The organism is Streptomyces sp. CRN 30 (assembly GCF_034105845.1).
On sequence record NZ_JAVRHI010000477.1, the window covers coordinates 32,316 to 54,596 of the forward strand.

Genomic DNA, 22,281 nt, shown 5'->3' on the forward strand with positions numbered 1-22,281 from the left:
ATGGCCGACACGTTCAACTACCGCATCGACCACCACGGCAGCCTGGTCCGGCCCCCCGACCTCGCCGCCACCGGCGTCGAACAGGCGGTCAAGGACGCGGTGGTCCTCCAGCGCTCCCTGCGCTCCACCGTCGTCACCGACGGCGACTACCCCCGCGAGGACTTCCGCGGCGCCGTCCTCGACGGCACCACGGGCTTCCGCCGCACCGGTGACACGGACCCCGACGGCCTGGTCCGCTGGGTCGCCGAGTCCCTCCCGAAGGCCGACGGCCCGCTCGTCGCCGACCGGGCGGCCACCCTCGCCGCTCTCACGGTGATCGCGCCGAAGGTGTCGCTGCCCTCCCCGGCGTACCTCGCCGCCACCACCTACGAGGCGGGCCTCGGCCCCTCCTCCGCCCGCGAACTCGGCGAGGCCCTCGCCGAGATCCTCCGCACGGAGATCGCCCAGCTGGTCTCGCGCGGCATCCGCCTGATCCAGCTGAACAACCCCCTCCTCCTCGACTGGCCCGAGAACGGCCCGCTCTCCTACGACGACGCCCTCGCCGTCGAGGCCGCGGCGGTCCGCCCGGACGAGCGCCCCGAGGGCGTCCGCATCGGCGTCTGCCCCGGCTGGACGGCCCCCGCCGACATCGACACGGCCCGCCTGGAACGCCTCTACGGCACCGTCCTCGCCGACCGCTGGGTGCTCCCGTTCCACCAGGGCACCGGCGCCGAACTCGACCTGGTCCGCGCGCTGCCCGAGGAACGCGACCTGTGCCTCGGCGTGGTCGACGCCGCCGTGCCGGAGCCGGAGGACATCGACACGGTGATGGCCCGGATCGACGCGGCGGCCGAACTCAAGGACATCGAGGACATGGCGGTGGCACCGTCCCGCGGCTTCGCGGACGTCGCCACCCGCCCGCTGCTCACCGCCGAGGACCAGCGCAGGAAGCTCGTCCTCGTCGAGACGATCGCCCGGTACTGCTGGGGCAACGAGTTCTAGACGGCGGCGGAAAGGGGCCGGGAAGCTCACGCTTCCCGGCCCCTCCCGCCGTTCCTCACAGCACCTCGGCGAACGTCACCGACCGGTCCGTCAGCAGCGGCCACACGGTCCGCACGACCCACTTCTCGAAGTGCGGGGCCGCCTTGTGCGCCTCGAACCCCGCGGCGTCCGCGTACCGCTCGTACAGCAGGAAGCCGCCGGGTTCGTCCGCCACCGCGTGCACGTCGTACGCGAGGTTCGCGGGCTCGGCGCGGGTCGCCTCCCGTGCCTGGAGCAGCGCCGCGCGGACGGTCTCCGCGTCCCCCGGCGCGCAGCGGTAGTGGGCGACGACTGCGTAGGCCATGGTCTGTCTCTCCTCGGTGTCTTCCCGGCTCCCGGACACACCGTCCGGCCGGGCGATTCCAGCACGGAACCGGCCCCGTGCGAGCTGCGCGCGGCGCAACCAATGCCTTCCGGCGCGGGGCTGGTGGGCGGTGCCCGCGATGGTGTGTTGTCACATCCGGCCCCCCGCAGGGCCGGCCCGCTGGGACCGCGGTCACCCGCGCCGCGGTCGACGAAGGAAGTGATCTGATGCGCGACCTGGAAACGCTCCTGGGCGGAGAGTGGGTGACGACCGGCGAGTGGATCGACGTCCACGACCCGGCCGACGTCCGCACCCCCGTGGCCCGCGTCCCGGCCCTCACCGCCGAGGACGTCACCCGGGCCTACGACCACGCCGAGCGGGGTTTCGCCCTCTGGAAGCGCACCAGCCCGTTCGAGCGGGCCCGCGTCCTGACCGACGCCGCCCGGCTGCTCCGCGAACGCCTCGACACCATCGCCGCCGACGTCACCGCCGAGAACGGCAAGACGCTCACCGAGGCCCGCGGCGAGGCCGGCAAGGCCGCCGACTTCCTCGACTACTACGCCTCCCTCGCCCGCCAGGGCTACGGCACCCTCCTGCACGACGCCCGCCCGGACACCCGTACCCACACCCAGCGCGAACCCATCGGCGTCATCCTGGTCATCAGCCCCTGGAACGACCCGCTGATCACCCCGGCCCGCAAGCTCGCCCCGCTGCTCGCCACCGGCAACGCCGCCGTGTTCAAGCCCGCCACCGACACCCCGCTGGCCGGACTGCACTTCGCCCGCGCCCTGCACGACGCGGGCCTGCCCGCCGGTGTGCTCAACGTGGTCACCGGCCGCACCCGGGAGATCGAGGCGGCGCTCCTCGACGACCCGCGGATCACCGGCATCACCTTCACCGGCTCCAACGAGGTCGGCGACACCGTCCGCCGCCGCATCGCCGCCCGCAACGTCCGCTTCCAGGGCGAACTCGGCGGCAAGAACGCCTCCGTCGTCCTGCGCGACGCCGACCTGCCCGCCGCCGCCCGCACCGTCGTCGCCGCCGCCTTCGGCCAGGCCGGGCAGCGCTGCACCGCCACCAGCCGGGTGATCGTCGAGGAGCCGGTGCGCGAGAAGTTCACACGGCTGCTGGTCACCGAGGTCGAGAAGCTGGTCGTCGGCCCCGGCGGCGACCCCGCCACCACCCTCGGCCCGCTCGCCGGACCCCGGCAGCGCGACGGCGTCCTCGCCGACCTGGACCGGGCGGTGAAGGAGGGCGCGAGGGTTCTCACCGGCGGCGCCGCCGACACCGCCGGCGACCGCGCCCACGGCTGCTGGGTCCGGCCCACCGTGCTCGGCGACGTCACCCCCGACATGGCCGTCTGGCGCGACGAGGTGTTCGGCCCCGTCCTCGCCGTCCGCGCCGTCCCCGGCTTCGAGGAGGCCGTCGCCGCGGTCAACGACTCCGTCTACGGGCTGGCCGCCGCCGTCTTCACCCGCGACATCGGCGCCGCCTACCGCTTCGCCGACGAGGCCGAGTGCGGCCAGGTCGCCGTCAACCACCCCACCCCCGGCTGGGACGTGCACCTCCCCTTCGGCGGCTTCCACGCCTCCGGAACCGGCTACAAGGAGCAGGGCGACGAGGTCCTGCGCTTCTCCACCCGGGTCAAGACCGTCGCCGTCCACTTCGGCGCATGAGCCGCGTGAGCGGTGAGAAGGAGGTCGGACGTGGCTGACGAGACGGTCGGCATCGTCGGCGCCGGCATCGTGGGCCTGGCCCTCGGACGTGAGATCGCGCTCCGCCGCCCCGGCACCCGTGTCGTGGTCTTCGAGAAGGAGCGGCAGGTCGCGCTCCACCAGACCGGCCACAACTCCGGTGTCGTCCACGCCGGCATCTACTACGCCCCGGGCAGCCTCAAGGCGGCGCTGACCGTACGGGGGGTGGCCCTGCTCCGCGAGTACTGCCAGGACCGCGGCGTGCCCTACCGGGAGACCGGCAAGCTGGTCATGGCCGTCCGCCGGGACGAACTGGGCCGCATGGCGGACCTCTACGAGCGGGCCAGGAACAACCACGTACCCGACCTGCGCCAGGTGTCCCGGGAGGAGATCAGGGAGCTGGAACCGCACGCCGGCGGCCTCGCCGCGCTGCACTCCCCGCGCACCGCCATCACCGACTACCCGGCGATCGCCCGGGAGTTCGCCAAGGACATCACCGGCTCCGGCGGCGAGGTGCGGCTCGGTTTCCCCGTCACCGGCGTCACCGAGGTGCCCGGAGCCGTCGAGGTGGCCTCCGGGCGGGAACGCGTCGCGGTCCACCGTCTCGTCCTCTGCGCCGGGCTCCAGTCCGACTCCGTCGCCCGGCTCGCCCGGGACCGGCGGGAACCCCGTATCGTCCCCTTCCGCGGCGAGTACATGCTGCTCAAGCCCGACCGCACCCACCTCGTACGCGGCCTGGTCTACCCGGTGCCCGACCCCCGCTACCCGTTCCTCGGCGTGCACTTCACCCCGCGCGTCGACGGCACGGTGGAGGTCGGCCCCAACGCCGTCCTGGCCCTGGCCCGGGAGGGCTACACCCTCGGGAGGATCTCCCCCCGGGACCTCCTCGGCCTCGCCGCCTACCCCGGCTCCTGGAGGATGGCGGCCCAGCACTGGCGCACCGGCGTCAAGGAGTACCGCTCCGCCCTGTCCAGGGCCGCCTTCATGCGGGACGCGGGACTCTACGTACCCGGTGTCGGCGCGGCCGACGTGGTCCGCGGCGGCGCCGGCGTCCGCGCGCAGGCACTGGACCGCGACGGCACCCTCGTCGACGACTTCCGCGTCCACCGCGCGGGCCGCGTCACCGCCGTGCGCAACGCGCCCTCACCCGCCGCCACCGCCTCCATGGCGATCGCCGAACACCTCGCGGACACCGTCTACGACGGCGCCTGACCCACCCTCGGCACGCCGTCTGTACTGCGCGCTTCCGTGCAACAACAGCTTGCGCCCCGGGCTCTCGGCAAGGCCCCCGCACCCGCCTAGCGTTCCTTCCGCACCACCGAATCCCAGCAGAGAGCGAGCCCCCGACATGTTCGTCGTCGACACCCAGATCCACATCTGGAAGGAAGAGACCCCGGACCGCCCCTGGGTCCCGGGCGCCCGCGAGCGCATCCGCCTCAACGGCCACCGCGAGGAGCCCTTCTCCTACGAGGAGGCCCTGGAGCTGATGGACGAGGCCGGCGTCAACCGGGCGCTGATCCTCCCGCCGTCCTGGGAGGGCAACCGCATCGACTACGCACTGGAGGCGTGCGAGGCGCACCCGGACCGCTTCGGCATCATGGCCCGCGTCCCGCAGGACAACGAGGCCGAGGGCACGGCCATGCTGAAGGACTTCGCGCAGAACCCGCACATCAAGGGCACCCGGCTCACCTTCCACCGCCCGCAGGACCGCAACTGGATGATCGACGGCACCAACGACTGGTACTGGCCGGTCGCCGAGGAACTGCGCGTCCCCACCATGGTCCACGCGCCGATCTGGAAGCGCGAACTCGGCGAGATCGCCGCCAAGCACCCCGAGCTGAAGATCATCATCGACCACATGGGCATCATGGCCCGCTGCGTCGACGACGCCATCGGCTACTGGGTGTCGGAGACCGCCGACCTCGCCGCCCACCCCAACATCTACGTGAAGGTCTCGGCGCTGCCCGGCTACTCCACGCAGCCCTTCCCCAACAACAACATCCAGAAGTACGTCCGCGAGATGGTCGACAGGATGGGGCCGCGGCGCTGCTTCTACGGCACCGACATCACCCGCCTCCTCGGCCACGGCATCACGTACACCGACACCATCGAGCAGTTCACCAAGCACTGGGACTTCACACCCGAGGAGCTTGAGTGGATCATGGGCCGCGGTATCTCCGAGGTCCTGAACTGGCCGTACGAGGGCTGAGGAACACGACCGAGATGACGGACACCCCCGAGAACAAGCCGGGCGCCGACGGCGGTGACGCCGTCGTCTCCGCCCTCGACGCCGTCGGCGCCGCGTACCTCTTCTGCTCGTCCGGGTCCGAGTGGGCCCCGGTGTGGGAGTCCCTGGCCCGCCGCCACCGCGACGGCGAGCCGGCACCCCAGTACCTGGACCTCACCCACGAGACGGTGGCGGTCGGCATGGCCACGGGCTACGGCCTGGTCGAACGCCGCCCCCAGGGGGTGCTCCTGCACGCCGCCCCCGGCCTGCTCCAGGGCTCCATGGCCGTGCACGGCGCCCTGCTGGCCGGCGTCCCCATGGTGGTCGCCTCCTCCGAGTCGACCACGTACGGCGACGGCCAGGGGCAGGACCCCGGCGGCCAGTGGTACCGCAACCTGTCGGTGGTCGGCGGTCCCCACCACGTGGCCCAGCCGTTCACCAAGTGGGCCAACGAGGCCGCCCACATCTCCACCCTGCCCACCATGATCACGCGGGCGGCGGAGCTGGCGTGGCGGGCCCCGGCGGGCCCCGCCTACCTCAACATCCCCCTGGAGATCCTCCTTGAGGAGTGGGACGGCCGCGAGGCGAAGCCCGTCGTGCCACCCGGCTCGACCCACTCCTCACCCGAGGAGGTCGACCCGGTCGCCCAGCTGATCCGCGAGGCGCACAACCCCGTAATCGTCACGGAGACGGCGGGCCGCGAGGCAGGCGGCTTCGAGTCCCTCCTCGCCTTCGCCGAGGCGTGGGACATCCCCGTCGTCGAACCGGACTCGGCGGTGTGCGCGAACTTCCCGCGCACCCACCCGCTCCACGCCGGCAGCGACATCGGCCCGTGGATGGACGAGGCCGACCTCATCCTCCTGGTCAACTGCCGGGCCCCGTTCTACCCGCCGAGCCGCAGGCCCGCCAAGGCCAGGATCGTCGTCATCGACCAGGTCCCGCAGCGCCCGCACATCGCCTACCAGGTGCTCTTCGCCGACGTGTACCTGGAGGGGAACGTCACCAACACCCTGCGCCAGCTCGCCAAGCGGGCCAAGGACCTCGACGGGGCGGCCGTCACCGCGCGGCGCGCCGCGCAGGAGGCACGGCACGCGGCCCAGGAGCGGGCGATCGCGGCGGCGGAGACGAAGGCCGCCACGGAGACGAAAGCAGCCGCGGAGAAGCGTCCCGAGGGCGTCGACCCGGTCCACGTGGCCGCCACCCTGCGCGGTCTGCTGGCCGACCGGGACGGCATCGTGGTCGACGAGACCATCACGCACAGCAGGACCGTCAAACGCCACCTGCTGACCGACGCCCCCGACTCCTACTTCTACGTGCAGGGCGGCCTCGGCCAGGGCATCGCGGTCGCGCTCGGCGTCAAACTCGCCGCGCGGGACCGTCCGGTGGTCCTCACCGTCGGCGACGGCGCCTTCACCTACAACCCGGTGATCCCGTCGTACGACGCGTCGGCGGCCTACGACCTGCCGGTGCTGATCGTGATCTTCAACAACCGTGTCTACAAGTCGATGAACCTCAACCACCGGCGCTTCTACCCCGACGGCGCGGCGGCCGGCACCGGCGAGTGGCTCGGCACCGACCTGCGCCGCCTGCCCCGGCTCGCGGCCTTCGCCGAGCCCTTCGGCCTGCACACCGAGACCGTCGACACCACCGACGCCCTCGCGCCCGCCCTGGAGCGCGCGCTGAAGGCCGTGGCGGAGGGCACCACCGCCGTCGTCGACGTTCTGGTCACCCGCTGACCCAGGAAATCCAGGAGACCCACGTCCCATGACCGACACCCCGACCCCGACCCCGACCCCGGCTCCGAAGCCGGGCAAGGTCCGCGTCCCCGCCGACGCCCTGCGCGCCTTCGCCGCCGCCCTCCTGGAGAAGGGGGGCCTGAGCCCCGAGCACGCCGCGACCACCGCCGACGTGTTCGTGTGGGCGGCACAGCGTGGCGTCGACTCCCACGGCACGGCCCGTGTCCCCGCCTACCTCGACCTGCTCGCCAAGGGCGTCGCCAACGCGAAGGCCGACCTCAGGGTCGAGTCGACCACCCCGGCCGCCGCCGTCATCGACGCCGACCGCGCCCCCGGCCCGGTCGCCCTGACCGCAGCCGCCGAGGAGGCCGTCGAACGGGCCCGCGCCTTCGGCATCGCCTCCGTGGGCGTACGCCGCACCGTGCACACCGGCGCCATCGGCTACTACGTCTCGAAGATCGCCGAACAGGGCCTGGTGGGCCTCGGGTTCGTCGCCGGAATGCCCAACATGGGCTACACCGGAGTGAAGGGAGCGGCCGTCGCGACCAGCCCCCTGGCCATCGCGGTCCCGGCCGCGGACCACGCCCCGCTCCTCCTCGACATGGCGACGGCGACCATCGCCCTGGGCAAGATCCGCCAGGCGAAGGTGAACGGCACCCCGCTCCCGGAGAACGCCGCCGCGACGGAGGACGGCACCCCCACCACCGACCCGGCGCTGGCGGTCATGCCCCTCCCGCTGGGCGGCGCAAAGGGCTCGGGCATGTCCCTCGCCTTCGAACTCCTCACCAGCGTCCTGGTCGGCGCGCCGATCTTCTCGTCCTTCCACTCGGACGACCCGGCCGGCCGCAAGCACCGCCAGAACGCCCTGCTGATCGCCGTCGACCCGACGGCCTTCGGCACCACGGCGGCGGAGTTCACCGCCGCCGTGGACACCACCCTCACCACCCTGAAGTCCCTCCCCGCCGCCGACGACGCCACCGGCGTGCACTACCCCGGCGAGCGCAGCGCCGCCGTCGCGGCGGAACGCGGCGAGCACGGCGTGCCGGTGGCCCCGAAGGTGTGGCGCGACCTGACGGAGGCCGCGGCCCGCTTCGGCGTCACACCGCCCGACGCCGTGTGACCCCACCCCCGAACGTCGCCGGCCGCACACCCCGGGGGACGGCCGACGACCCCCCACTCTCCCGATGCGGTAGGCTTGACCTGCACGTTCACCGGTCCCACCCGGTGACACGGCAACCGGGACGTGGCGCAGCTTGGTAGCGCACTTGACTGGGGGTCAAGGGGTCGCAGGTTCAAATCCTGTCGTCCCGACTGGAGACGGTCGCAGGTCAGAGGGCCCGTCGGAGCAATCCGACGGGCCCTCTGCCGTATGGCTTGGGGACCGTTTGGGGACCAGGGGGTCTAGCGGGCGCGGCGGGGACCGGCGGGGACGGTGGGCAGGGTCTTGGGGGCGCGGACCATGGTGAGGTGGACATCGAACACCGCCCCGACCGGCCCTCCCCCTACCTGCGGTCGCCGTAGAGGACGACACGTGCGGAGAGACGTATGAAGGGCGGCCACTGCGGCGGGCGGGCGGTGCGTCGGCGGCGCACGGTGGAGGGGTCGACGTTTAGCAGGTGAGTGAGCTGCTCGGTGCTGCTCCAGCCTCAGGTGATGCGTCAATGATGCGCGGGAATTCCCGTAATCTATCGCTCAATACGCCCTTGAGCTGGTGATTCGCGGGTCTGATTTCGCTCGTGCGTGAATTGAACGATTTCAATCGAAGTCATTGAAATGAATGAACGGACCGCGTCAGCGGGCCCGGTCGGGCAGTACCTGCACGGTGTCGCCGACCGCGCGCTCGCCCGCGCCGTCCGAGGGCCTGTTGACCAGAGCGCCGTCCACGGCCATGGCGGTCGACCCGCCCCCGTCGAGGTTGACGGCGTCGACGACGCCGAGCGAGCGCATGAAGGCGGCGGCTTCCTGGAGGGTAAAGCCCTCGCTGCCGCCGGACCGGCGCCCGTCGACCGTGGCCAGGACGATCCGGCCCCTGGCGTCGACGCCCGCCATGGTGCGGGGCTGGCGGGTGTTGGCCCAGGCATAGCCGTAGGACAGGTCGGCGGGGTCGACGACGCCCTCGGCCGCCGCGTCGATGGCGATCCGGCCGTCGCGTACGAGGGTGGGGGCGGCGCTGACGATGCTGTCGTCGCGGCTGAGCCGCACGCGCCGGCCGTCCGTGTCGCGGATGTCCTCGGACACGTCCATCCGCTGTCCGGCGCGGGCGTGGGCGGTCAGCCAGGCGTCGGCGGTACCGATGCCCTGGAGCACCGCGGAGCCCGCGGGGACCGTGCCGCCGCGCTCGCCCACCGACACCACCCGCCCGGTCCCGTCCAGTACGGCCTGCGAGCCGGAGCCGGTGGGGAGCGCCGCGCCGAACCGGTCGGTGAACACCACCAGATCGTCCGCCGCGTGGCACGTGACGTCCTGCCAGGGCCGCGCGCTGGGCGCCGCTCCGGGCCGTCCGCAGTTGCGGATGACACCGGGCCTGCGGTTGATGCCCTGGGCCGCGTAGCGGGAGCGGCCCGCGCGTACGGTGACGGTCGTCGTCAGATCCGCCACCCGTACGTGACGGCCGCCGTCCCGCATGATCAGCGCTGCCCGCGATCCGGCGGCCATCGACTGCAGTTCACCGTCGTAGGCGCCGATGCCCGCCTGCGTGCCCTGGTAGCCGTCGGCGTCGGAGGTGACGAAGAACCCGGCGTTGACGCCGACCAGCGAGCCGAGTCCCGCGGCGACCGACGACGTGGTCTCCCGGTCGGTGACGTCACCGCCGTGCGTGCCCTCGACGGTGCCCTCGAAGGTGCGCGGGTCGATGACCGCGACGTTCAGGTTCTGCCGGTCGGCGGGCTGCTGCGCGTCGTAGCCCGTCCAGTCGACGGCCGGGTGGAAGCCCGCGGCCGTCACCGCCTCGGCGGTGCTCCGGGCCTCCGCCTGCGTCGCGTACGAACCGATCCTGACCCGCACGCCCATGACACCCCGCGGGGTGTCGGCGTAACCGGGCCAGCGCACCGTCTCCGCGCGCGGCTCGAAGCCACTGGCGCGCAGCTCCTCCCGGGTGGTGCCGGCCCAGGACCGTGACCCCACCGCCGCCCACGTCGCCGCGCCGCTGAGACGCCCGGTGGCCGGGGCCTGGACGGTGACCGTCCAGACCGGTTCGGCGGCGGGGTCGACGAGCGAGGCGCTGAGCACCCGTACGCCCGGTGCGACCGTCCGGCTCTCCCACGTGGAGAAGTCGACGGCGTGGGTGGCGGAGGTGCGGCCGGGCGCGGACGCCTGCGCCGTCTGCGCGGTCCCGCCCGTGGTGACCACGGTGAGCGCGGCCGCGGCGCTCAGGAGAACGCGTGTCCGCCCGGTGCGCCTGATGTGTCTGTGCGTCATGGGGCACATCCCAACTCGCATGCGGAGCGGTGCGCGTGCGGGGGAGCGACGGGGCACGGAACAGTGGGCGAACAGGCGCCCTTGTCCAGCCCCGCACCTGGACACTTCCGTCACCGCCGGTCGCTGCCGGACGCCGCCGACGGCCCGTTGTCCGACCCGAGAAGCCGGACGGACCGCCGACTCGTCCCCCTCGACGGCCGATCGAGCGGCGTGTCCGTCCGGCGAGCGGGCAACCGGATCGGCAGGAAACCGAATCCGTCGGAGAACGCCCCAGGAGTCCGTCATGGTCATCGCCGTCGTCATCGCCGCCTGTGTCGCCCTGGCCGTCCTGGCCTTCCTGCTGCCGCGACTGTCCCGGCACCCTCAGAACGGCGCCCAGCGCGGTCTGGGAGCCGGTTCCAGGGCCGGGTCCAAGGCGCCCGGACCGCTGGGCCGGCTGCTGAGCAAGCCCTTCAGCTCCAGCTCGCGCGCGGTCGGCCGCAGCGGTTCCGCCGGCCGGCGGGCGCGTGGCCGCCTCCCGTTCTGACCGGCGTCCGCACCGTCACGGTGCCCCGGGCCCGGTCCAGGACCGACGCCCGGGGCACTCGGCCCTAGAACAGACCGAGCTTCTGCTCCGAGTAGCTCACGAGGAGGTTCTTGGTCTGCTGGTAGTGGTCCAGCATCATCGCGTGGTTCTCCCGGCCGATGCCGCTGTTCTTGTAGCCGCCGAACGCCGCGCCGGCCGGGTACGCGTGGTAGCAGTTGGTCCACACGCGGCCGGCCTTGATCTCGCGGCCGAGGCGGTAGGCGAGGTTGCCGTTGCGGGTCCACACGCCCGCGCCGAGGCCGTACGGTGTGTCGTTGGCGAGTTTCACGGCCTCCTCCGGAGAGTCGAACGTCGCGACCGACACGACCGGGCCGAAGATCTCCTCCTGGAAGACCCGCATGTCGTTGGTGCCCTTGAAGACGGTCGGCTCGATGTAGTAGCCGTCGTCGAGGCCGTCCACGGGGCGGCGCGTGCCGCCGGTGAGGAGTTCGGCCCCCTCCTTCTTGCCGATCTCGATGTAGGACAGGATCTTCTCGAACTGGTCGTCGCTCGCCTGGGCGCCGATCATCGTCTCCGGGTCGAGCGGGTCACCGCCCTTGATCGCCCGGGTGCGCTCCAGGGCGCGGGACATGAACTCGTCGTAGATCGAGGACGCGACGAGCGCCCGGGACGGGCAGGTGCACACCTCGCCCTGGTTGACCGCGAACATCACGAAACCCTCGACGGCCTTGTCGAGGTAGGCGTCGTCGGCGTCCAGGACGTCCGGCAGGAAGATGTTCGGGCTCTTGCCGCCCAGTTCGAGGGTGACCGGGGTGATGTTCCGGGACGCGTACTCCATGATCAGCCGGCCGGTGGTGGTCTCACCGGTGAACGCGATCTTCGCGATGCGCGGACTGGACGCCAGCGGCTTGCCCGCCTCGACACCGAAGCCGTTGACCACGTTGAGCACGCCCGGCGGCAGCAGGTCGGCGATCAGCTCGACCACCTTCAGGAGGCTCGCCGGGGTCTGCTCGGCCGGCTTGAGGACGACGCAGTTGCCCGCCGCGAGGGCCGGCGCGAGCTTCCACGCGGCCATCAGGACCGGGAAGTTCCACGGAATGATCTGGCCGACCACACCGAGCGGCTCGCGGAAGTGGTACGCGACGGTGTCCCCGTCGATCTCCCCGACCGAGCCCTCCTGCGCGCGCACCACGCCCGCGAAGTAGCGGAAGTGGTCGACGGCGAGGGGGATGTCGACGCCCAGGGTCTCCCGGACCGGCTTGCCGTTCTCCCAGGTCTCGGCGACCGCGATCCGCTCCAGGTTCTCCTCGACGCGGTCGGCGATCCGGTTGAGGAGGCCCGCCCGCTCGGCCACGGAGGTGCGGCCCCAGCGGTCGGCCGCGGCGTGCGCGGCGTCCAGCGCGAGGTCGATGTCGGCGGCGGAGGAACGGGCGACCTCGCAGAAGACCTTGCCGTCGACCGGCGAGGGGTTGTCGAAGTAGCGCCCCTCCACCGGGGCGACCCAGTCCCCGCCGATGAAGTTGTCGTAGCGGCGGGCGAACTCGACGATGCTGCCCTCTGTCCCGGGGTGCGCGTACGCCATGGCGGCTCTCCTCGAAAGTGCGGCTCGATGGTGCGGCTCGATGGTGCGACTCGATGGTGCGGCTCGATGGTGCGGGCGGGCGCGGGGGCCGGGGCCGTCGCGCCACCGTCCACTGTGGGCCGCCGGGGTTGGCGCAAGGTTGGCGTCGTCGCCGCGGCGCCGGGCGGTCAGTCCCGCAGGGCCGTGGTGAGCCGTCCGGCCGCGAGTGCCCGGCGCGGGTCGTCCCGGGGGAGCAGCGCCAGGGCGTGCCGGTGCACCTCGGTGTCGTAGGGGGCGTGTTCGCCGTAGCGCAGGGCGTGTTCGGGCCGGACGCCGGACAGCACCGCCTCGCGGACGGCCGCTTCCAGGTGGGTGCGCCACTCCTCGATGCCGGGCGCGGTGGAACGGGGGAGCAGCGGGCCGCCGTACAGCCCGAGGGCCCTCTCCGTGTCGCCGTCGGACAGGGCCCGCAGCACCTCGGCGGCGTCGCAGACGACGGGCACGGTCAGCGCGTAGCGGCGGGCGGCGATCCCGCCGCCGAGCGCCCGCCGCAGGTGGGAGACCTCGGCCTTGAGCGTGGAGGCGTTGACGGGCCGGGCGCCGTAGAGCGCCTCGCGCAGCCGTCCCGCCGGGAAACCGCCCGGTTCCAGGGCGAGCAGGGTGAGGATCTCCAGCTGGCGGGGGCGCAGGACGAGGGTGCGGCCGTCGAGCGCGGCGTGCTCCGTGCCGAGGCAGTTGACGTGGACCGGGCCCGCGCCCGGCGCCGGGAGCGGCAATTCCGCGCGGATGCGGGCCTCGACGGCCGACGCCAGCGAGCGCACCGTGGACATGGCCAGGGGGTTGCACCGGTCCCAGGTGGTGGACATGTCCAGTACGCCGAGGACGCGTCCGTCCGGGGCGCGCACGGGGGCGCAGTAGCAGACCCAGCCGTGCAGCGCCGACACCAGGTGTTCGGCCGAGAAGACGGAACACGGGCGGCCGGTGCGCAGCGCGAGGGAGAGGGCGTTGGTCCCCATGGCCCGCTCGTCCCAGCGTCCGCCGGGCGCGAAGTTGACGCGCTCCGCCCGGCGCCGCATGGTCCGGCCGCCGCACGTCCACAGGATGGTCCCGGACTCGTCGGTGACGGCCGTGACGAACCCGGCGTCCTCGGCGATGGCGCGCAGCTCGTCGCCGAGGTCCTGGACCGGGCGGCGCAGCGGTGACCGCCTCCAACGGCCGTCCACCGCACCGCCGTCGGTGACCGGTGCGCTGTCCCGTGCGGGGTCCACGCTGCCGAGGGAACGCGCCCAGGAGCGCACCACTTCACGCCGGAGCGTGAGAGATCCGGCGGGCGCCGGGACGCCGCCCGCTGCCGCCGGATCACCCACTCCCGCCGCGTCACCCGATGCCGCCGCGTCACCCACTCCCGCCGCGTCACCCGATGCCGACGAGTGACCCGATGCCGGCCAGTGACCCGATGCCGGCCAGCGACCCGCCGTCCCCGAGCGACCCGGTGCCGGCGAGCCGCCCGGTGTCGGGGTCGCACCCGTCGCCGAAGTGTCGTCCCGCAGGGTGGTGACACTTTCCCCGGAAGTATCGTCCGCCAGCGCGATGACACTTCCACCCGAACTGTCATCCGGCGGCACGATGACACTTCCCGCCGAAGTGTCATCCGGTTTCGCCGACGTGTCCTCCGGCGTCGCCGCGCCGCTCCGCACGGACCCGGCGTCGTTCAGCCGCGGCACCAGCCGCGACCACTCGCTCTCCAGCCCGGCCCTGAGCCGCCGGAGGTCACCTCGTTGTGACATTCCCTCGCCCTCACCCTGTCCCGCCAGTAACTTAGGTTAGCCTTACTTCACCTGATCGGAGCGGCGGCCCTGAGCCGCCCCTCCGGCATGTCCGTACCCACCCGCCCGGAAGGGGAAGAACCAGCATGCTGGTCGCACGCCGACTGCGTACACCGCTCGTCATCGGTCTGTGCGGGGCCGCGGTCGCGTTCGACGGCTACGACCTCGGGGTGTACGGCACCACCGTCTCCGCGCTCATGGACGAGTGGGGGATCGGCCCGGCCGAGGCCGGAAGACTCGCCTCCAGCGCGCTCGTCGGCATGCTGCTGGGCTCGCTGCTCGCCGGTTCGCTCGCCGGCCGGCTCGGCCGCCGCCGTACCCTGATCGGCGGACTCACCGCCTTCTCCCTGCTCACCGCCGCCTGCGCCGCCGCCCAGGACCCCGGCACCTTCATGGCGCTGCGTTTCCTCACCGGCCTCGGACTGGGCGCCGTCCTGCCCGCCGCGACCGCGCTGACCATCGAGTACGCCCCCGCGCGCCGGCGCAACCTCACCTACATGACGATGCAGTCCGGTTACGCCGTCGGCGGCATCCTCGCCGCGGCGCTCGCCATCCGGCTGGTGGAGGACACGGGCTGGCGCGTGATGTACCTCATCGGCGCCGCCCCGCTCGTCCTCGTCGTGCCGCTCGCCCTGCGCTACCTCCCCGAGTCCGTCGAACACCTGGTGGCCCGCGGCCGGCTCGACGAGGCCCGTGCCCTGGCCGCGCGGCTCGGCCGGCCCGTGCCCGCGGCCCCCGCGCCCGCGGCCCCCGAGCCCATCGGACACGCCGGTGCGAGGGCCCTGTTCACCGGCGGCCTGACCCGTCGCACCCTGCTCTTCTGGACCGCCGCGTTCGCCGCGCTGCTCCTGGTCTACGGGATGAACACCTGGCTCCCGGAGCTGATGCGCGAGGCCGGTTACCCGCTCGGCTCGGCCCTCTCCTTCCTGCTGGTGTTCAATCTCGGCTCGATCGCGGGCTCGCTGCCGGCCGGCCGGCTCGCCGACGCCGTCGGATCGAAGTACGTGGTCGTCGGCTCCTTCGTGCTGGGCGCGCTCTGCGTGGCCCTGCTGAGCGTGCGCGGGCCCGTCGCCCTGACCTACGTCCTCGTCGCCGTCAGCGGGTTCGGGGCGATCGGCACGATGAACCTGCTCAACGCCCATGTCACCCGCTCCTACCCGGCGGCCGTCCGCGCCACCGGCATCGGCTGGTCGCTCGGCGTCGGCCGGCTCGGCGGCATCCTCGGCCCGTCCATCGGCGGCCTGCTGCTCGGCTCGGACGCCGGCATCGGCTGGAGCTTCGCGCTCTTCGCGGTGGTCGCGGCGGTCGGCGCGGTGGCGGTGTTCTCGGCGCCCGCGCCGCCCCGCGGGCCGAGGTGAGGACCCGGGCACCTGGGCACCCCCGCCCGCTCCGGGTACTGTCGACGCCAGTCCCGTACGACGTGTGTCCGGTGCACGGCGGGTGCGAAGGGGGAGGGGCCGGCGTGGCGAAGGGGTTGCCGAGGGACCTGCCGAGGCTGCTCAGCAGCGCCGAACGGCTCCTGACCAGATGGCTCGCCGAGGTACTCGCGGCGCAGGGGTGCACGGTCGAGGAGTGGCGGGTGATGTCCCTGCTCGCGGACGGCCGCGGGCACACCATGTCCGACGTCGCCGAACACGCCCTGATGCCCGCGCCCAGCCTGAGCAAGCTCGTCGACCGCATGGTGTCGGCCAACCTGGTCCACCGCCGCAAGGACCCGGGGGACGGCCGCCGGATCCTCGCCTACCTCTCCCCGCGCGGCCGCGCCACCCACCAGCGCGTCGCCGCGCTGGTCGAGGAGGGGCAGGCCCAACTCCTCGACGGACAGGAGTGGACCGGCGAACTGGCCGCGTCACTGGCCCGGCTGGCGGACCACCTCGACCCGGACGGCGACGCTCAGAGCCGGGAGACGATCTCGAAGTCGAGCGCGTCCGCCCGCGCCAGGTAGAGCCGCTGCTCCAGATGGTTGCCGCGCAGCCGCAGAGCACCGCGCGGCCCCTCGTAGCGGACGCCGTCGGCCCGGCCGCCGGTAGCCACCGCCAGCGTCCCGTGGTGCGCGGCGAGCGCGGCCAGCAGCGACAGGCCCTCGAAGCACGACTCGCCGAGGCTGCCCGGCAGCGGTGCCTCGCCGCCGAACCGGCGGGCGTAGCGCAGCCCGAAGGACAGGTTCTCCGCCGTCGTCAGCGAGTCGAAGTAACCGGCCGTCGCCCAGAGCCCCTCGGTGGCCTCGGCACCGGTGGCGAAGAGCATGTTCTCGTCCATGTGCGTGCTCAGCCGCAGACAGCGCGCGTGCAGCCCCGCCCCGGCGAACGCCCGGTTGAACCGCACCGCGTCGTCACCGACCAGCAGCATCAGCACCGCGTCCGCGCCGCTCGCCTCCACCCGGCGCACCACCGGGCCGAACTCCTCGGTGTCCAGCGGCACGAACACCTCGTCGACCACCCGGCCGCGGCACCGCCGGGCGAGCCACCTCGCCCGCCGGGCGGTCACCCGCGGCCACACGTAGTCGTTGCCGACGACACACCACCGCCGTACCCCCTCGGCCGCCGCGAGCAGCCGCATCGCGGGCAGCAGCTGCTGCGGGTCGCGCTCACCGGTGAGGAACACCCCGGGGGTGTTCTCGCCGCCCTCGTACTGCGCGGTGTACACGTACGGCACCCGGTGGGCGATGCGCGGCGCCAGCGCGCGCCGCACCGCGGAGATGTGCCAGCCCACCACCGCGCCGACCGCGCCCAGCGCCACCAGCGTCTCCACGGTGTCCACCACCTGCCGCGGGGGAGCGCCGCCGTCGACGACGAAGAGCCGCACCTCGCGGCCGAGGATGCCGCCCGCCGCGTTGATCTCCTCGGCGGCCAGCCGGGCGGCGAGTTCGCACGCCGGGCCGAAGATGCCCGCGGGCCCCTGCAACGGGATGACCAGCGCCACCACGAGGGGGTCCGGGGAATCCAGGGTCCGCAGGGTCGATCCCGGGCGCATACGTCACCTCCGCGGGCGGATCCTAGGGGCGGGGGGACGGGCATGACAATCAACGGGTACGTTCCAGACCCTTTCCGGGGAAAGTATCTTTGGGTGCATTCGGCAGGTGACTGTTGGTCAACCCCCGTGGTGAGGCGGCAGGTTGGCTGACCTCGATACTTTCAACGGAAACTGTTCTTCAATTGCCGGGAAACGCGGTCGAAACACTTCCCTCGCAGGCTGTGCACGCTCTCCAGAGACCAGCCCGGGAGGTTGTGCATGTCCGGTTCCCGCATCTCCAGACGCGGCCTGTTGGCCACCGCGTCCGCCCTCGGCGCGTCCGCCGCCCTCAGCGCCTGCGGCGCCAAGACCGGCGAGGACGGCACCGCGTCCGCCGCCGGCGCCAAGGCGGACACCTCGGGCTCCACCGTCAAGGTGGGCCTGCTGAACTCCCTGTCGGGCACCATGGCCATCAGCGAGGTCACCGTCCACAACGCGCTGCTGCTCGCCGTCGAGGAGATCAACGCCGCCGGCGGCGTCCTCGGCAAGAAACTCCAGGCCGTCAGCCAGGACGGCGCCTCCGACTGGCCGACCTTCGCCGAGAAGGCCGAGGCGCTCATCACCGACGACAAGGTCGCCGCCACCTTCGGCTGCTGGACCTCCGCCAGCCGCAAGGCGGTCAAGCCGGTCTTCGAGCGGTACAGGTCACTGCTGTTCTACCCGGTCCAGTACGAGGGCCTGGAACAGTCCCCGTACATCTTCTACGTCGGTGCCACCACCAACCAGCAGATCGTGCCCGCCCTCGACTACCTGAGGAAGCAGGGCCTGACCCGGCTCTACCTGGTCGGCAGCGACTACGTCTTCCCGCGCACCGCCAACAAGGTGATCAAGGCGTACGCCGAGGCGGCCGGCATGAAGGTGATGGGCGAGGACTACGCGCCGCTGGGCTCCACCGAGTTCAGCACCATCGTCAACAAGGTCAAGGACTCCGGCGCCGACGCGGTCTTCAACACCCTCAACGGCGACAGCAACGTGGCCTTCTTCAAGGAGTACAAGTCCTCCGGGATGACCGCGAAGAGCATGCCCGTACTCTCCGTCTCCATCGCCGAGGAGGAGGTGAAGAGCATCGGGACGCAGTACCTGGAGGGCCAGCTCACGGCGTGGAACTACTACCAGACCACGCCCGGCGCCGAGAACACCGCCTTCGTGAAGGCGTACCGCGCCGCCTACGGCGAGGACAAGCCGACCAGCGACCCGATGGAGGCCGCCTACCTCTCCGTCCATCTCTGGAAGGAGATGGTGGAGAAGGCCGGCTCCTTCGACGTCGCCGACGTCAAGAAGGCGGCCGACGGCATCACCTACGACGCCCCCGAGGGCACCGTCACCGTCGACGGCGCCACCCAGCACGTCGCCAAGACCGCCCGCATCGGCAAGGTCGGCGCCGACGGCCTCATCACCGAGGTGTGGAACTCGGGCAGGCCCATCGAACCCGACCCGTACCTGAAGGGCTACGACTGGGCCTCCGGGCTCTCCTGAAGGGGAGCGCACCCCATGACGGTCATCCTCAACCAGACCTTCACCGGCATCAGCATCGGCGCCGTCCTCCTCCTCATCGCCCTCGGACTGACCCTCACCTTCGGGCAGATGGGCGTCATCAACATGGCGCACGGCGAGTTCATCATGACCGGCGCCTACACCACGTACGTCCTCCAGCAGGCCCTCGGCGGCGCCGGACTCCCGCTGCTCCTCGCCCTGCCCGTGGCCTTCCTCGTCGCCGGCGCCCTCGGCGCCCTGCTGGAGTGGCTGCTGATCCGGCGCCTGTACACCCGCCCGCTGGACACCCTCCTCGTCACCTGGGGTGTCTCCCTCATGCTCCAGCAGCTCGCCCGGGACGTCTTCGGCGCCCCCAACGTGCAGACCCGCGCCCCCGACCTGCTCACCGGGCACCTCTCGGTGGGCGGGGTCACCCTCGCCAACAGCCGGCTGTTCATCCTCGGCCTCGCGCTGCTCTGCGTCGCCGCGCTCACCCTGACCCTGCGGCTCACCCCGCTGGGCCGCCGCATCCGCGCGGTCGTGCAGAACCGCGACCTCGCCGAGGTGTCCGGCATCGCCACCGGCCGCGTCGACCGGACCACCTTCTTCATCGGCTCCGGACTCGCGGGCGTGGCCGGCGTCGCCCTCACCCTCGTCGGCCCGATCGGCCCCACCACCGGCACCAACTACATCGTCGACGCCTTCCTGGTGGTCGTCGTCGGCGGGATCGCCCGGCTCAGGGGCAGCCTCATCACCGCCTTCGTCCTCGGCGTCCTCCAGTCCGTGCTGGAGTACTCGACCACCGTCAGCGTCGCCAAGGTGATCGTCCTCGTGGCGATCGTCGCCTTCCTGCAATGGCGGCCCCAGGGCCTGTACACCCTGCGCACCCGGAGCCTGGCATGACGACTTCCGCGACACCGCTCCCACGATCCCGCCGGTTCCGCGTCCCCGGCGCGTTCCTCCTCGGCGCCGTCCTGCTGTTCGGCGCCGCCCCGCTCGCCCTGACCGACTTCCGGCTCAACCTCCTCGCCAAATACCTGTGTTACGCCATCGTGGCCGTCGGCGTCAGCCTCGCCTGGGGCCGCGGCGGACTCCTCGTCCTCGGCCAGGGCGTCTTCTTCGGCCTCGGCGGCTACGCCATGGCCATGCACCTCAAACTCGCCGACGCCGCCGCCACCGGCGAGACCCTCCCCGACTTCATGCGGCTCTACGGCACCTCCGACACGCTGCCCTGGTGGTGGCAGCCGTTCACCAGCCCGGTGTTCGCGCTCGCCATGACCGTCCTGCTGCCGATGGCCGTCGCCGCCCTCCTCGGCTTCTTCGTCTTCCGCCGCCGGGTCAAGGGCGCCTACTTCGCCATCCTCAGCCAGGCCCTGGCCGCCGCCCTGGCCATCTGGCTCGTCGGCCAGCAGGCCACCACCGGCGGCACCAACGGCCTCACCGACATCCAGGGCTTCTTCGGCTACGACCTGCGCGACCCGGTCAACCAGCGCACCGTGTACTTCGTCATCGCCGCCGCCCTGCTGGTGGTCATGGCCGCCGCCCGGCAGCTCTTCGTCAGCCGCTACGGCGAACTCCTCGTCGCCGTACGGGACTCCGAGGAACGCGTCCGCTTCCTCGGCTACGACCCCGCCACCGTCAAACTCGTCGCCTACGTCCTCGCCGCCGGCACCGCGGGCCTCGCCGGAGCGCTGTTCGTCCCCGCCGTCGGCATCATCTCACCGGCCCTCATCGGCATCGTGCCGTCCATCGGCTTCGTCATCGGCGCGGCCGTCGGCGGCCGTGCCTCCCTGGTGGGCGCGGTGCTCGGCGCGATCGCCGTCGCCTGGACGCAGAGCAGCCTCTCCGACGCCGTGCCCGCCGCCTGGACCTACTTCCAGGGCCTGCTCTTCGTCGTCGCGGTCGGCTTCCTGCCCGGGGGCCTCGCCTCCGTACCCGCCCTGATCCGCAGACGCCGTGACACCCGGGAGGCAACAGCATGAGCGGCGAGGCACTGACCATCCGCGGCCTGCGGGTCGCCTTCGACTCCTTCACCGCCGTCGACGGCGTCGACCTCGACGTCCGCCCCGGCGACCTGCGCTTCCTCATCGGACCCAACGGCGCCGGCAAGACCACCCTCGTCGACGCCGTCACCGGCCTGGCCCGAGCCACCGGATCGGTCCGCTTCGGCGACCGGGAGATCCTCGGCAGGCCCGTCCACCGCATCGCCCGCCTCGGCATCGGCCGGACCTTCCAGACGGCCACCGTCTTCGAGGAACTCACCGTCCTGCAGAACCTGGACATCGCGGCGGGCGCCGGCCGCGGCCCCCTCACCCTGCTGCGCCGCCGCAAGCACACACCCGAGGAGGTGACCCGGGCCCTCGCCACCACCGGCCTCACCGCGCTCGCCGACCGCCAGGCGGGCACCCTCGCCCACGGCCAGAAACAGTGGCTGGAGATCGGCATGCTGCTCGTCCAGGACGTACGGCTGCTGCTGCTCGACGAACCGGTCGCGGGCATGAGCCACGAGGAGCGCGAGGCCACCGGCGAACTGCTCCGCCGGGTCGGCGAGGAGCGCACCGTCGTCGTCATCGAGCACGACATGGACTTCATGCGGTCCTACGCCCGCAGCGTCACCGTCCTGCACGCCGGCCGGGTCCTCAGCGAGGGCACGGTCGCCGAGGTACAGGCCGACCCGCGGGTCCAGGAGGTCTATCTCGGACGTGCGGCGGAACCGGCCGCCGCCGTTCCCGTCCCCGAGGAGGCGTGAGACCCGTGCTGAAGATCAACGGCGTACGGGCCGGCTACGACCGCACCACCGTGCTGCACGGCGTCACCGTCACCGTGCCCCGCGACGGCGTCGCGGCCGTCCTCGGCCACAACGGCGCGGGCAAGAGCACCCTGCTGCGCACCGCGATGGGCCTGATCCGGCCCACCGCCGGGACCGTCGTCCTGGACGGCGAGGACATCACCCGGCTCGCCCCGCACCAGCGGGTCGCCCGCGGCATGGCCTACGTACCGCAGGGCCAGCAGTCCTTCCCGCACCTCACCACCGCCGAGAACCTCCGCCTCGTCGCCGACGGCCGCCGGGACGGCGCCGCCGCCACCGCCGAGGCACTCGACCTCTTCCCGGTCCTGCGTGAACTGTCCGGGCGCCGTGCGGGACTGCTCTCGGGCGGCCAGCGCCAGCAACTGGCGCTCGCGCGCGCCCTGATCACCCGCCCCCGGCTGCTCCTCCTCGACGAGCCGACCGAAGGCATCCAGCCGTCCGTCGTCGCCGAGATCGAGGAGACGATCCTCGCCCTGACCCGGCGCGGCGGGCTCTCCGTGCTCCTCGTGGAACAGCACGTCGGCTTCGCGATGCGCGCGGCCGGCCACTACCACGTCCTGGAGGCCGGCCGGGTGACCTCGACGGGGGAGGGCGGCACGGCGGCCGAGGGAACGGTCCGGGCGGCGCTCAGCGTATGACGGCACACATGGGGGCGGCCCGCGCGACATCGCGCGGG

Annotated in this window: 19 protein-coding genes and 1 tRNA gene; 15 read left to right on the top strand and 5 right to left on the bottom strand. The window is 72.7% G+C overall.

Annotated elements, in window-relative coordinates; genetic code table 11:
* Positions 1–981, top strand: a complete 981-nt coding sequence (locus tag UW392_RS53920) for a methionine synthase II (cobalamin-independent)-like protein (protein ID WP_320782804.1) — start codon at positions 1–3, stop codon at positions 979–981.
* A gap of 55 nt (positions 982–1,036) precedes the next feature.
* Here UW392_RS53920 and UW392_RS53925 read toward each other — a convergent pair whose 3' ends face one another.
* Entirely contained in the window at positions 1,037–1,324 is a 288-nt protein-coding gene (locus UW392_RS53925) for a putative quinol monooxygenase (RefSeq protein WP_320782805.1), read from the bottom strand.
* Between the two features lie 227 nt (positions 1,325–1,551).
* On the opposite strand from UW392_RS53925, the gene UW392_RS53930 reads away from it, so the two are divergent.
* From UW392_RS53930 to UW392_RS53955, 6 genes are all read left to right on the top strand, one after another.
* Complete coding sequence (locus UW392_RS53930; protein ID WP_320782806.1) at positions 1,552–3,000, top strand: aldehyde dehydrogenase family protein; 1,449 nt, start codon at positions 1,552–1,554, stop codon at positions 2,998–3,000.
* A gap of 30 nt (positions 3,001–3,030) precedes the next feature.
* On the top strand, positions 3,031–4,230 hold the full coding sequence (gene lhgO / locus UW392_RS53935) for an L-2-hydroxyglutarate oxidase (protein WP_320782807.1): 1,200 nt from the start codon (positions 3,031–3,033) through the stop codon (positions 4,228–4,230).
* Between the two features lie 136 nt (positions 4,231–4,366).
* Positions 4,367–5,227: an amidohydrolase family protein gene (locus UW392_RS53940; protein WP_320782808.1), complete on the top strand. Its 861-nt coding sequence runs from the start codon at positions 4,367–4,369 to the stop codon at positions 5,225–5,227.
* Between the two features lie 14 nt (positions 5,228–5,241).
* The gene (locus tag UW392_RS53945) at positions 5,242–6,981 is read left to right on the top strand and encodes a thiamine pyrophosphate-dependent enzyme (protein ID WP_320782809.1); all 1,740 of its coding nucleotides are present in this window, start codon (positions 5,242–5,244) and stop codon (positions 6,979–6,981) included.
* 28 nt (positions 6,982–7,009) lie between these two features.
* Positions 7,010–8,101, top strand: coding sequence for an Ldh family oxidoreductase (locus tag UW392_RS53950; protein WP_320782810.1), 1,092 nt, complete (start codon positions 7,010–7,012; stop codon positions 8,099–8,101).
* Positions 8,102–8,218: 117 nt separating this feature from the next.
* Positions 8,219–8,292, top strand: a tRNA-Pro gene (locus UW392_RS53955).
* Between the two features lie 480 nt (positions 8,293–8,772).
* Here UW392_RS53955 and UW392_RS53960 read toward each other — a convergent pair.
* On the bottom strand, positions 8,773–10,398 hold the full coding sequence (locus tag UW392_RS53960; protein WP_320782811.1) for a phosphodiester glycosidase family protein: 1,626 nt from the start codon (positions 10,396–10,398) through the stop codon (positions 8,773–8,775).
* Between the two features lie 283 nt (positions 10,399–10,681).
* Between UW392_RS53960 and UW392_RS53965 the strand changes: the two genes are divergently transcribed.
* Entirely contained in the window at positions 10,682–10,924 is a 243-nt protein-coding gene (locus UW392_RS53965) for a DUF6411 family protein (RefSeq protein WP_320782812.1), read from the top strand.
* Positions 10,925–10,988: 64 nt separating this feature from the next.
* Here the strand turns inward: UW392_RS53965 and UW392_RS53970 are convergent, their stop codons facing one another.
* Together UW392_RS53970 and UW392_RS53975 are read right to left on the bottom strand one after the other, a co-directional pair.
* Positions 10,989–12,506, bottom strand: coding sequence for an aldehyde dehydrogenase family protein (locus UW392_RS53970; protein WP_320782813.1), 1,518 nt, complete (start codon positions 12,504–12,506; stop codon positions 10,989–10,991).
* Positions 12,507–12,673: 167 nt separating this feature from the next.
* The gene (locus tag UW392_RS53975; protein WP_320782814.1) at positions 12,674–13,753 is read right to left on the bottom strand and encodes a GAF domain-containing protein; all 1,080 of its coding nucleotides are present in this window, start codon (positions 13,751–13,753) and stop codon (positions 12,674–12,676) included.
* Positions 13,754–14,397: 644 nt separating this feature from the next.
* On the opposite strand from UW392_RS53975, the gene UW392_RS53980 reads away from it, so the two are divergent.
* Both UW392_RS53980 and UW392_RS53985 read left to right on the top strand, forming a co-directional pair.
* On the top strand, positions 14,398–15,669 hold the full coding sequence (locus tag UW392_RS53980) for an aromatic acid/H+ symport family MFS transporter (protein WP_320782815.1): 1,272 nt from the start codon (positions 14,398–14,400) through the stop codon (positions 15,667–15,669).
* Between the two features lie 104 nt (positions 15,670–15,773).
* Positions 15,774–16,256, top strand: a complete 483-nt coding sequence (locus UW392_RS53985; RefSeq protein ID WP_320782816.1) for a MarR family winged helix-turn-helix transcriptional regulator — start codon at positions 15,774–15,776, stop codon at positions 16,254–16,256.
* Here UW392_RS53985 and UW392_RS53990 read toward each other — a convergent pair.
* The gene (locus UW392_RS53990) at positions 16,205–17,284 is read right to left on the bottom strand and encodes a substrate-binding domain-containing protein (protein ID WP_320782817.1); all 1,080 of its coding nucleotides are present in this window, start codon (positions 17,282–17,284) and stop codon (positions 16,205–16,207) included. The two genes, UW392_RS53985 and UW392_RS53990, sit on opposite strands and share 52 nt — an antisense overlap.
* 258 nt (positions 17,285–17,542) lie before the next feature.
* On the opposite strand from UW392_RS53990, the gene urtA reads away from it, so the two are divergent.
* The 5 genes from urtA to urtE are packed head-to-tail and all read left to right on the top strand — an operon-like array spanning position 17,543 to position 22,243.
* The gene (urtA, locus tag UW392_RS53995) at positions 17,543–18,799 is read left to right on the top strand and encodes an urea ABC transporter substrate-binding protein (RefSeq protein WP_320782818.1); all 1,257 of its coding nucleotides are present in this window, start codon (positions 17,543–17,545) and stop codon (positions 18,797–18,799) included.
* A 15-nt stretch (positions 18,800–18,814) separates the two neighbouring features.
* Positions 18,815–19,699 (top strand): urea ABC transporter permease subunit UrtB, encoded by an 885-nt coding sequence (gene urtB / locus UW392_RS54000; RefSeq protein WP_320782819.1) that lies wholly within the window; start codon positions 18,815–18,817, stop codon positions 19,697–19,699.
* The gene (gene urtC / locus UW392_RS54005; RefSeq protein WP_320782820.1) at positions 19,696–20,778 is read left to right on the top strand and encodes an urea ABC transporter permease subunit UrtC; all 1,083 of its coding nucleotides are present in this window, start codon (positions 19,696–19,698) and stop codon (positions 20,776–20,778) included. Before urtB ends, urtC begins: the two co-directional genes overlap by 4 nt.
* A complete protein-coding gene (gene urtD / locus UW392_RS54010; RefSeq protein ID WP_320782821.1) occupies positions 20,775–21,545 on the top strand; it encodes an urea ABC transporter ATP-binding protein UrtD in 771 nt (256 codons plus the stop codon). Before urtC ends, urtD begins: the two co-directional genes overlap by 4 nt.
* Before the next feature lie 5 nt (positions 21,546–21,550).
* Positions 21,551–22,243 carry an urea ABC transporter ATP-binding subunit UrtE gene (gene urtE, locus UW392_RS54015; protein ID WP_320782823.1) on the top strand — a complete coding sequence of 231 codons (693 nt, stop codon included), beginning with the start codon at positions 21,551–21,553 and terminating at the stop codon, positions 22,241–22,243.
* Positions 22,244–22,281: the final 38 nt, after the last annotated feature.

Excerpts from the sequence above, each read along its gene's own strand:
- UW392_RS53965 (WP_320782812.1), top strand. The coding sequence starts at position 10,682 with ATGGTCATCGCCGTCGTCATCGCCGCCTGTGTCGCCCTGGCCGTCCTG.
- UW392_RS53960 (WP_320782811.1), bottom strand. The coding sequence starts at position 10,398 with ATGACGCACAGACACATCAGGCGCACCGGGCGGACACGCGTTCTCCTG.
- UW392_RS53925 (WP_320782805.1), bottom strand. The coding sequence starts at position 1,324 with ATGGCCTACGCAGTCGTCGCCCACTACCGCTGCGCGCCGGGGGACGCG.
- UW392_RS53970 (WP_320782813.1), bottom strand. The coding sequence starts at position 12,506 with ATGGCGTACGCGCACCCCGGGACAGAGGGCAGCATCGTCGAGTTCGCC.
- urtD (WP_320782821.1), top strand. The coding sequence starts at position 20,775 with ATGAGCGGCGAGGCACTGACCATCCGCGGCCTGCGGGTCGCCTTCGAC.
- urtC (WP_320782820.1), top strand. The coding sequence starts at position 19,696 with ATGACGACTTCCGCGACACCGCTCCCACGATCCCGCCGGTTCCGCGTC.
- UW392_RS53945 (WP_320782809.1), top strand. The coding sequence starts at position 5,242 with ATGACGGACACCCCCGAGAACAAGCCGGGCGCCGACGGCGGTGACGCC.
- UW392_RS53980 (WP_320782815.1), top strand. The coding sequence starts at position 14,398 with ATGCTGGTCGCACGCCGACTGCGTACACCGCTCGTCATCGGTCTGTGC.
- UW392_RS53950 (WP_320782810.1), top strand. The coding sequence starts at position 7,010 with ATGACCGACACCCCGACCCCGACCCCGACCCCGGCTCCGAAGCCGGGC.
- UW392_RS53940 (WP_320782808.1), top strand. The coding sequence starts at position 4,367 with ATGTTCGTCGTCGACACCCAGATCCACATCTGGAAGGAAGAGACCCCG.
- UW392_RS53990 (WP_320782817.1), bottom strand. The coding sequence starts at position 17,284 with ATGCGCCCGGGATCGACCCTGCGGACCCTGGATTCCCCGGACCCCCTC.
- urtB (WP_320782819.1), top strand. The coding sequence starts at position 18,815 with ATGACGGTCATCCTCAACCAGACCTTCACCGGCATCAGCATCGGCGCC.
- urtA (WP_320782818.1), top strand. The coding sequence starts at position 17,543 with ATGTCCGGTTCCCGCATCTCCAGACGCGGCCTGTTGGCCACCGCGTCC.
- UW392_RS53930 (WP_320782806.1), top strand. The coding sequence starts at position 1,552 with ATGCGCGACCTGGAAACGCTCCTGGGCGGAGAGTGGGTGACGACCGGC.
- UW392_RS53920 (WP_320782804.1), top strand. The coding sequence starts at position 1 with ATGGCCGACACGTTCAACTACCGCATCGACCACCACGGCAGCCTGGTC.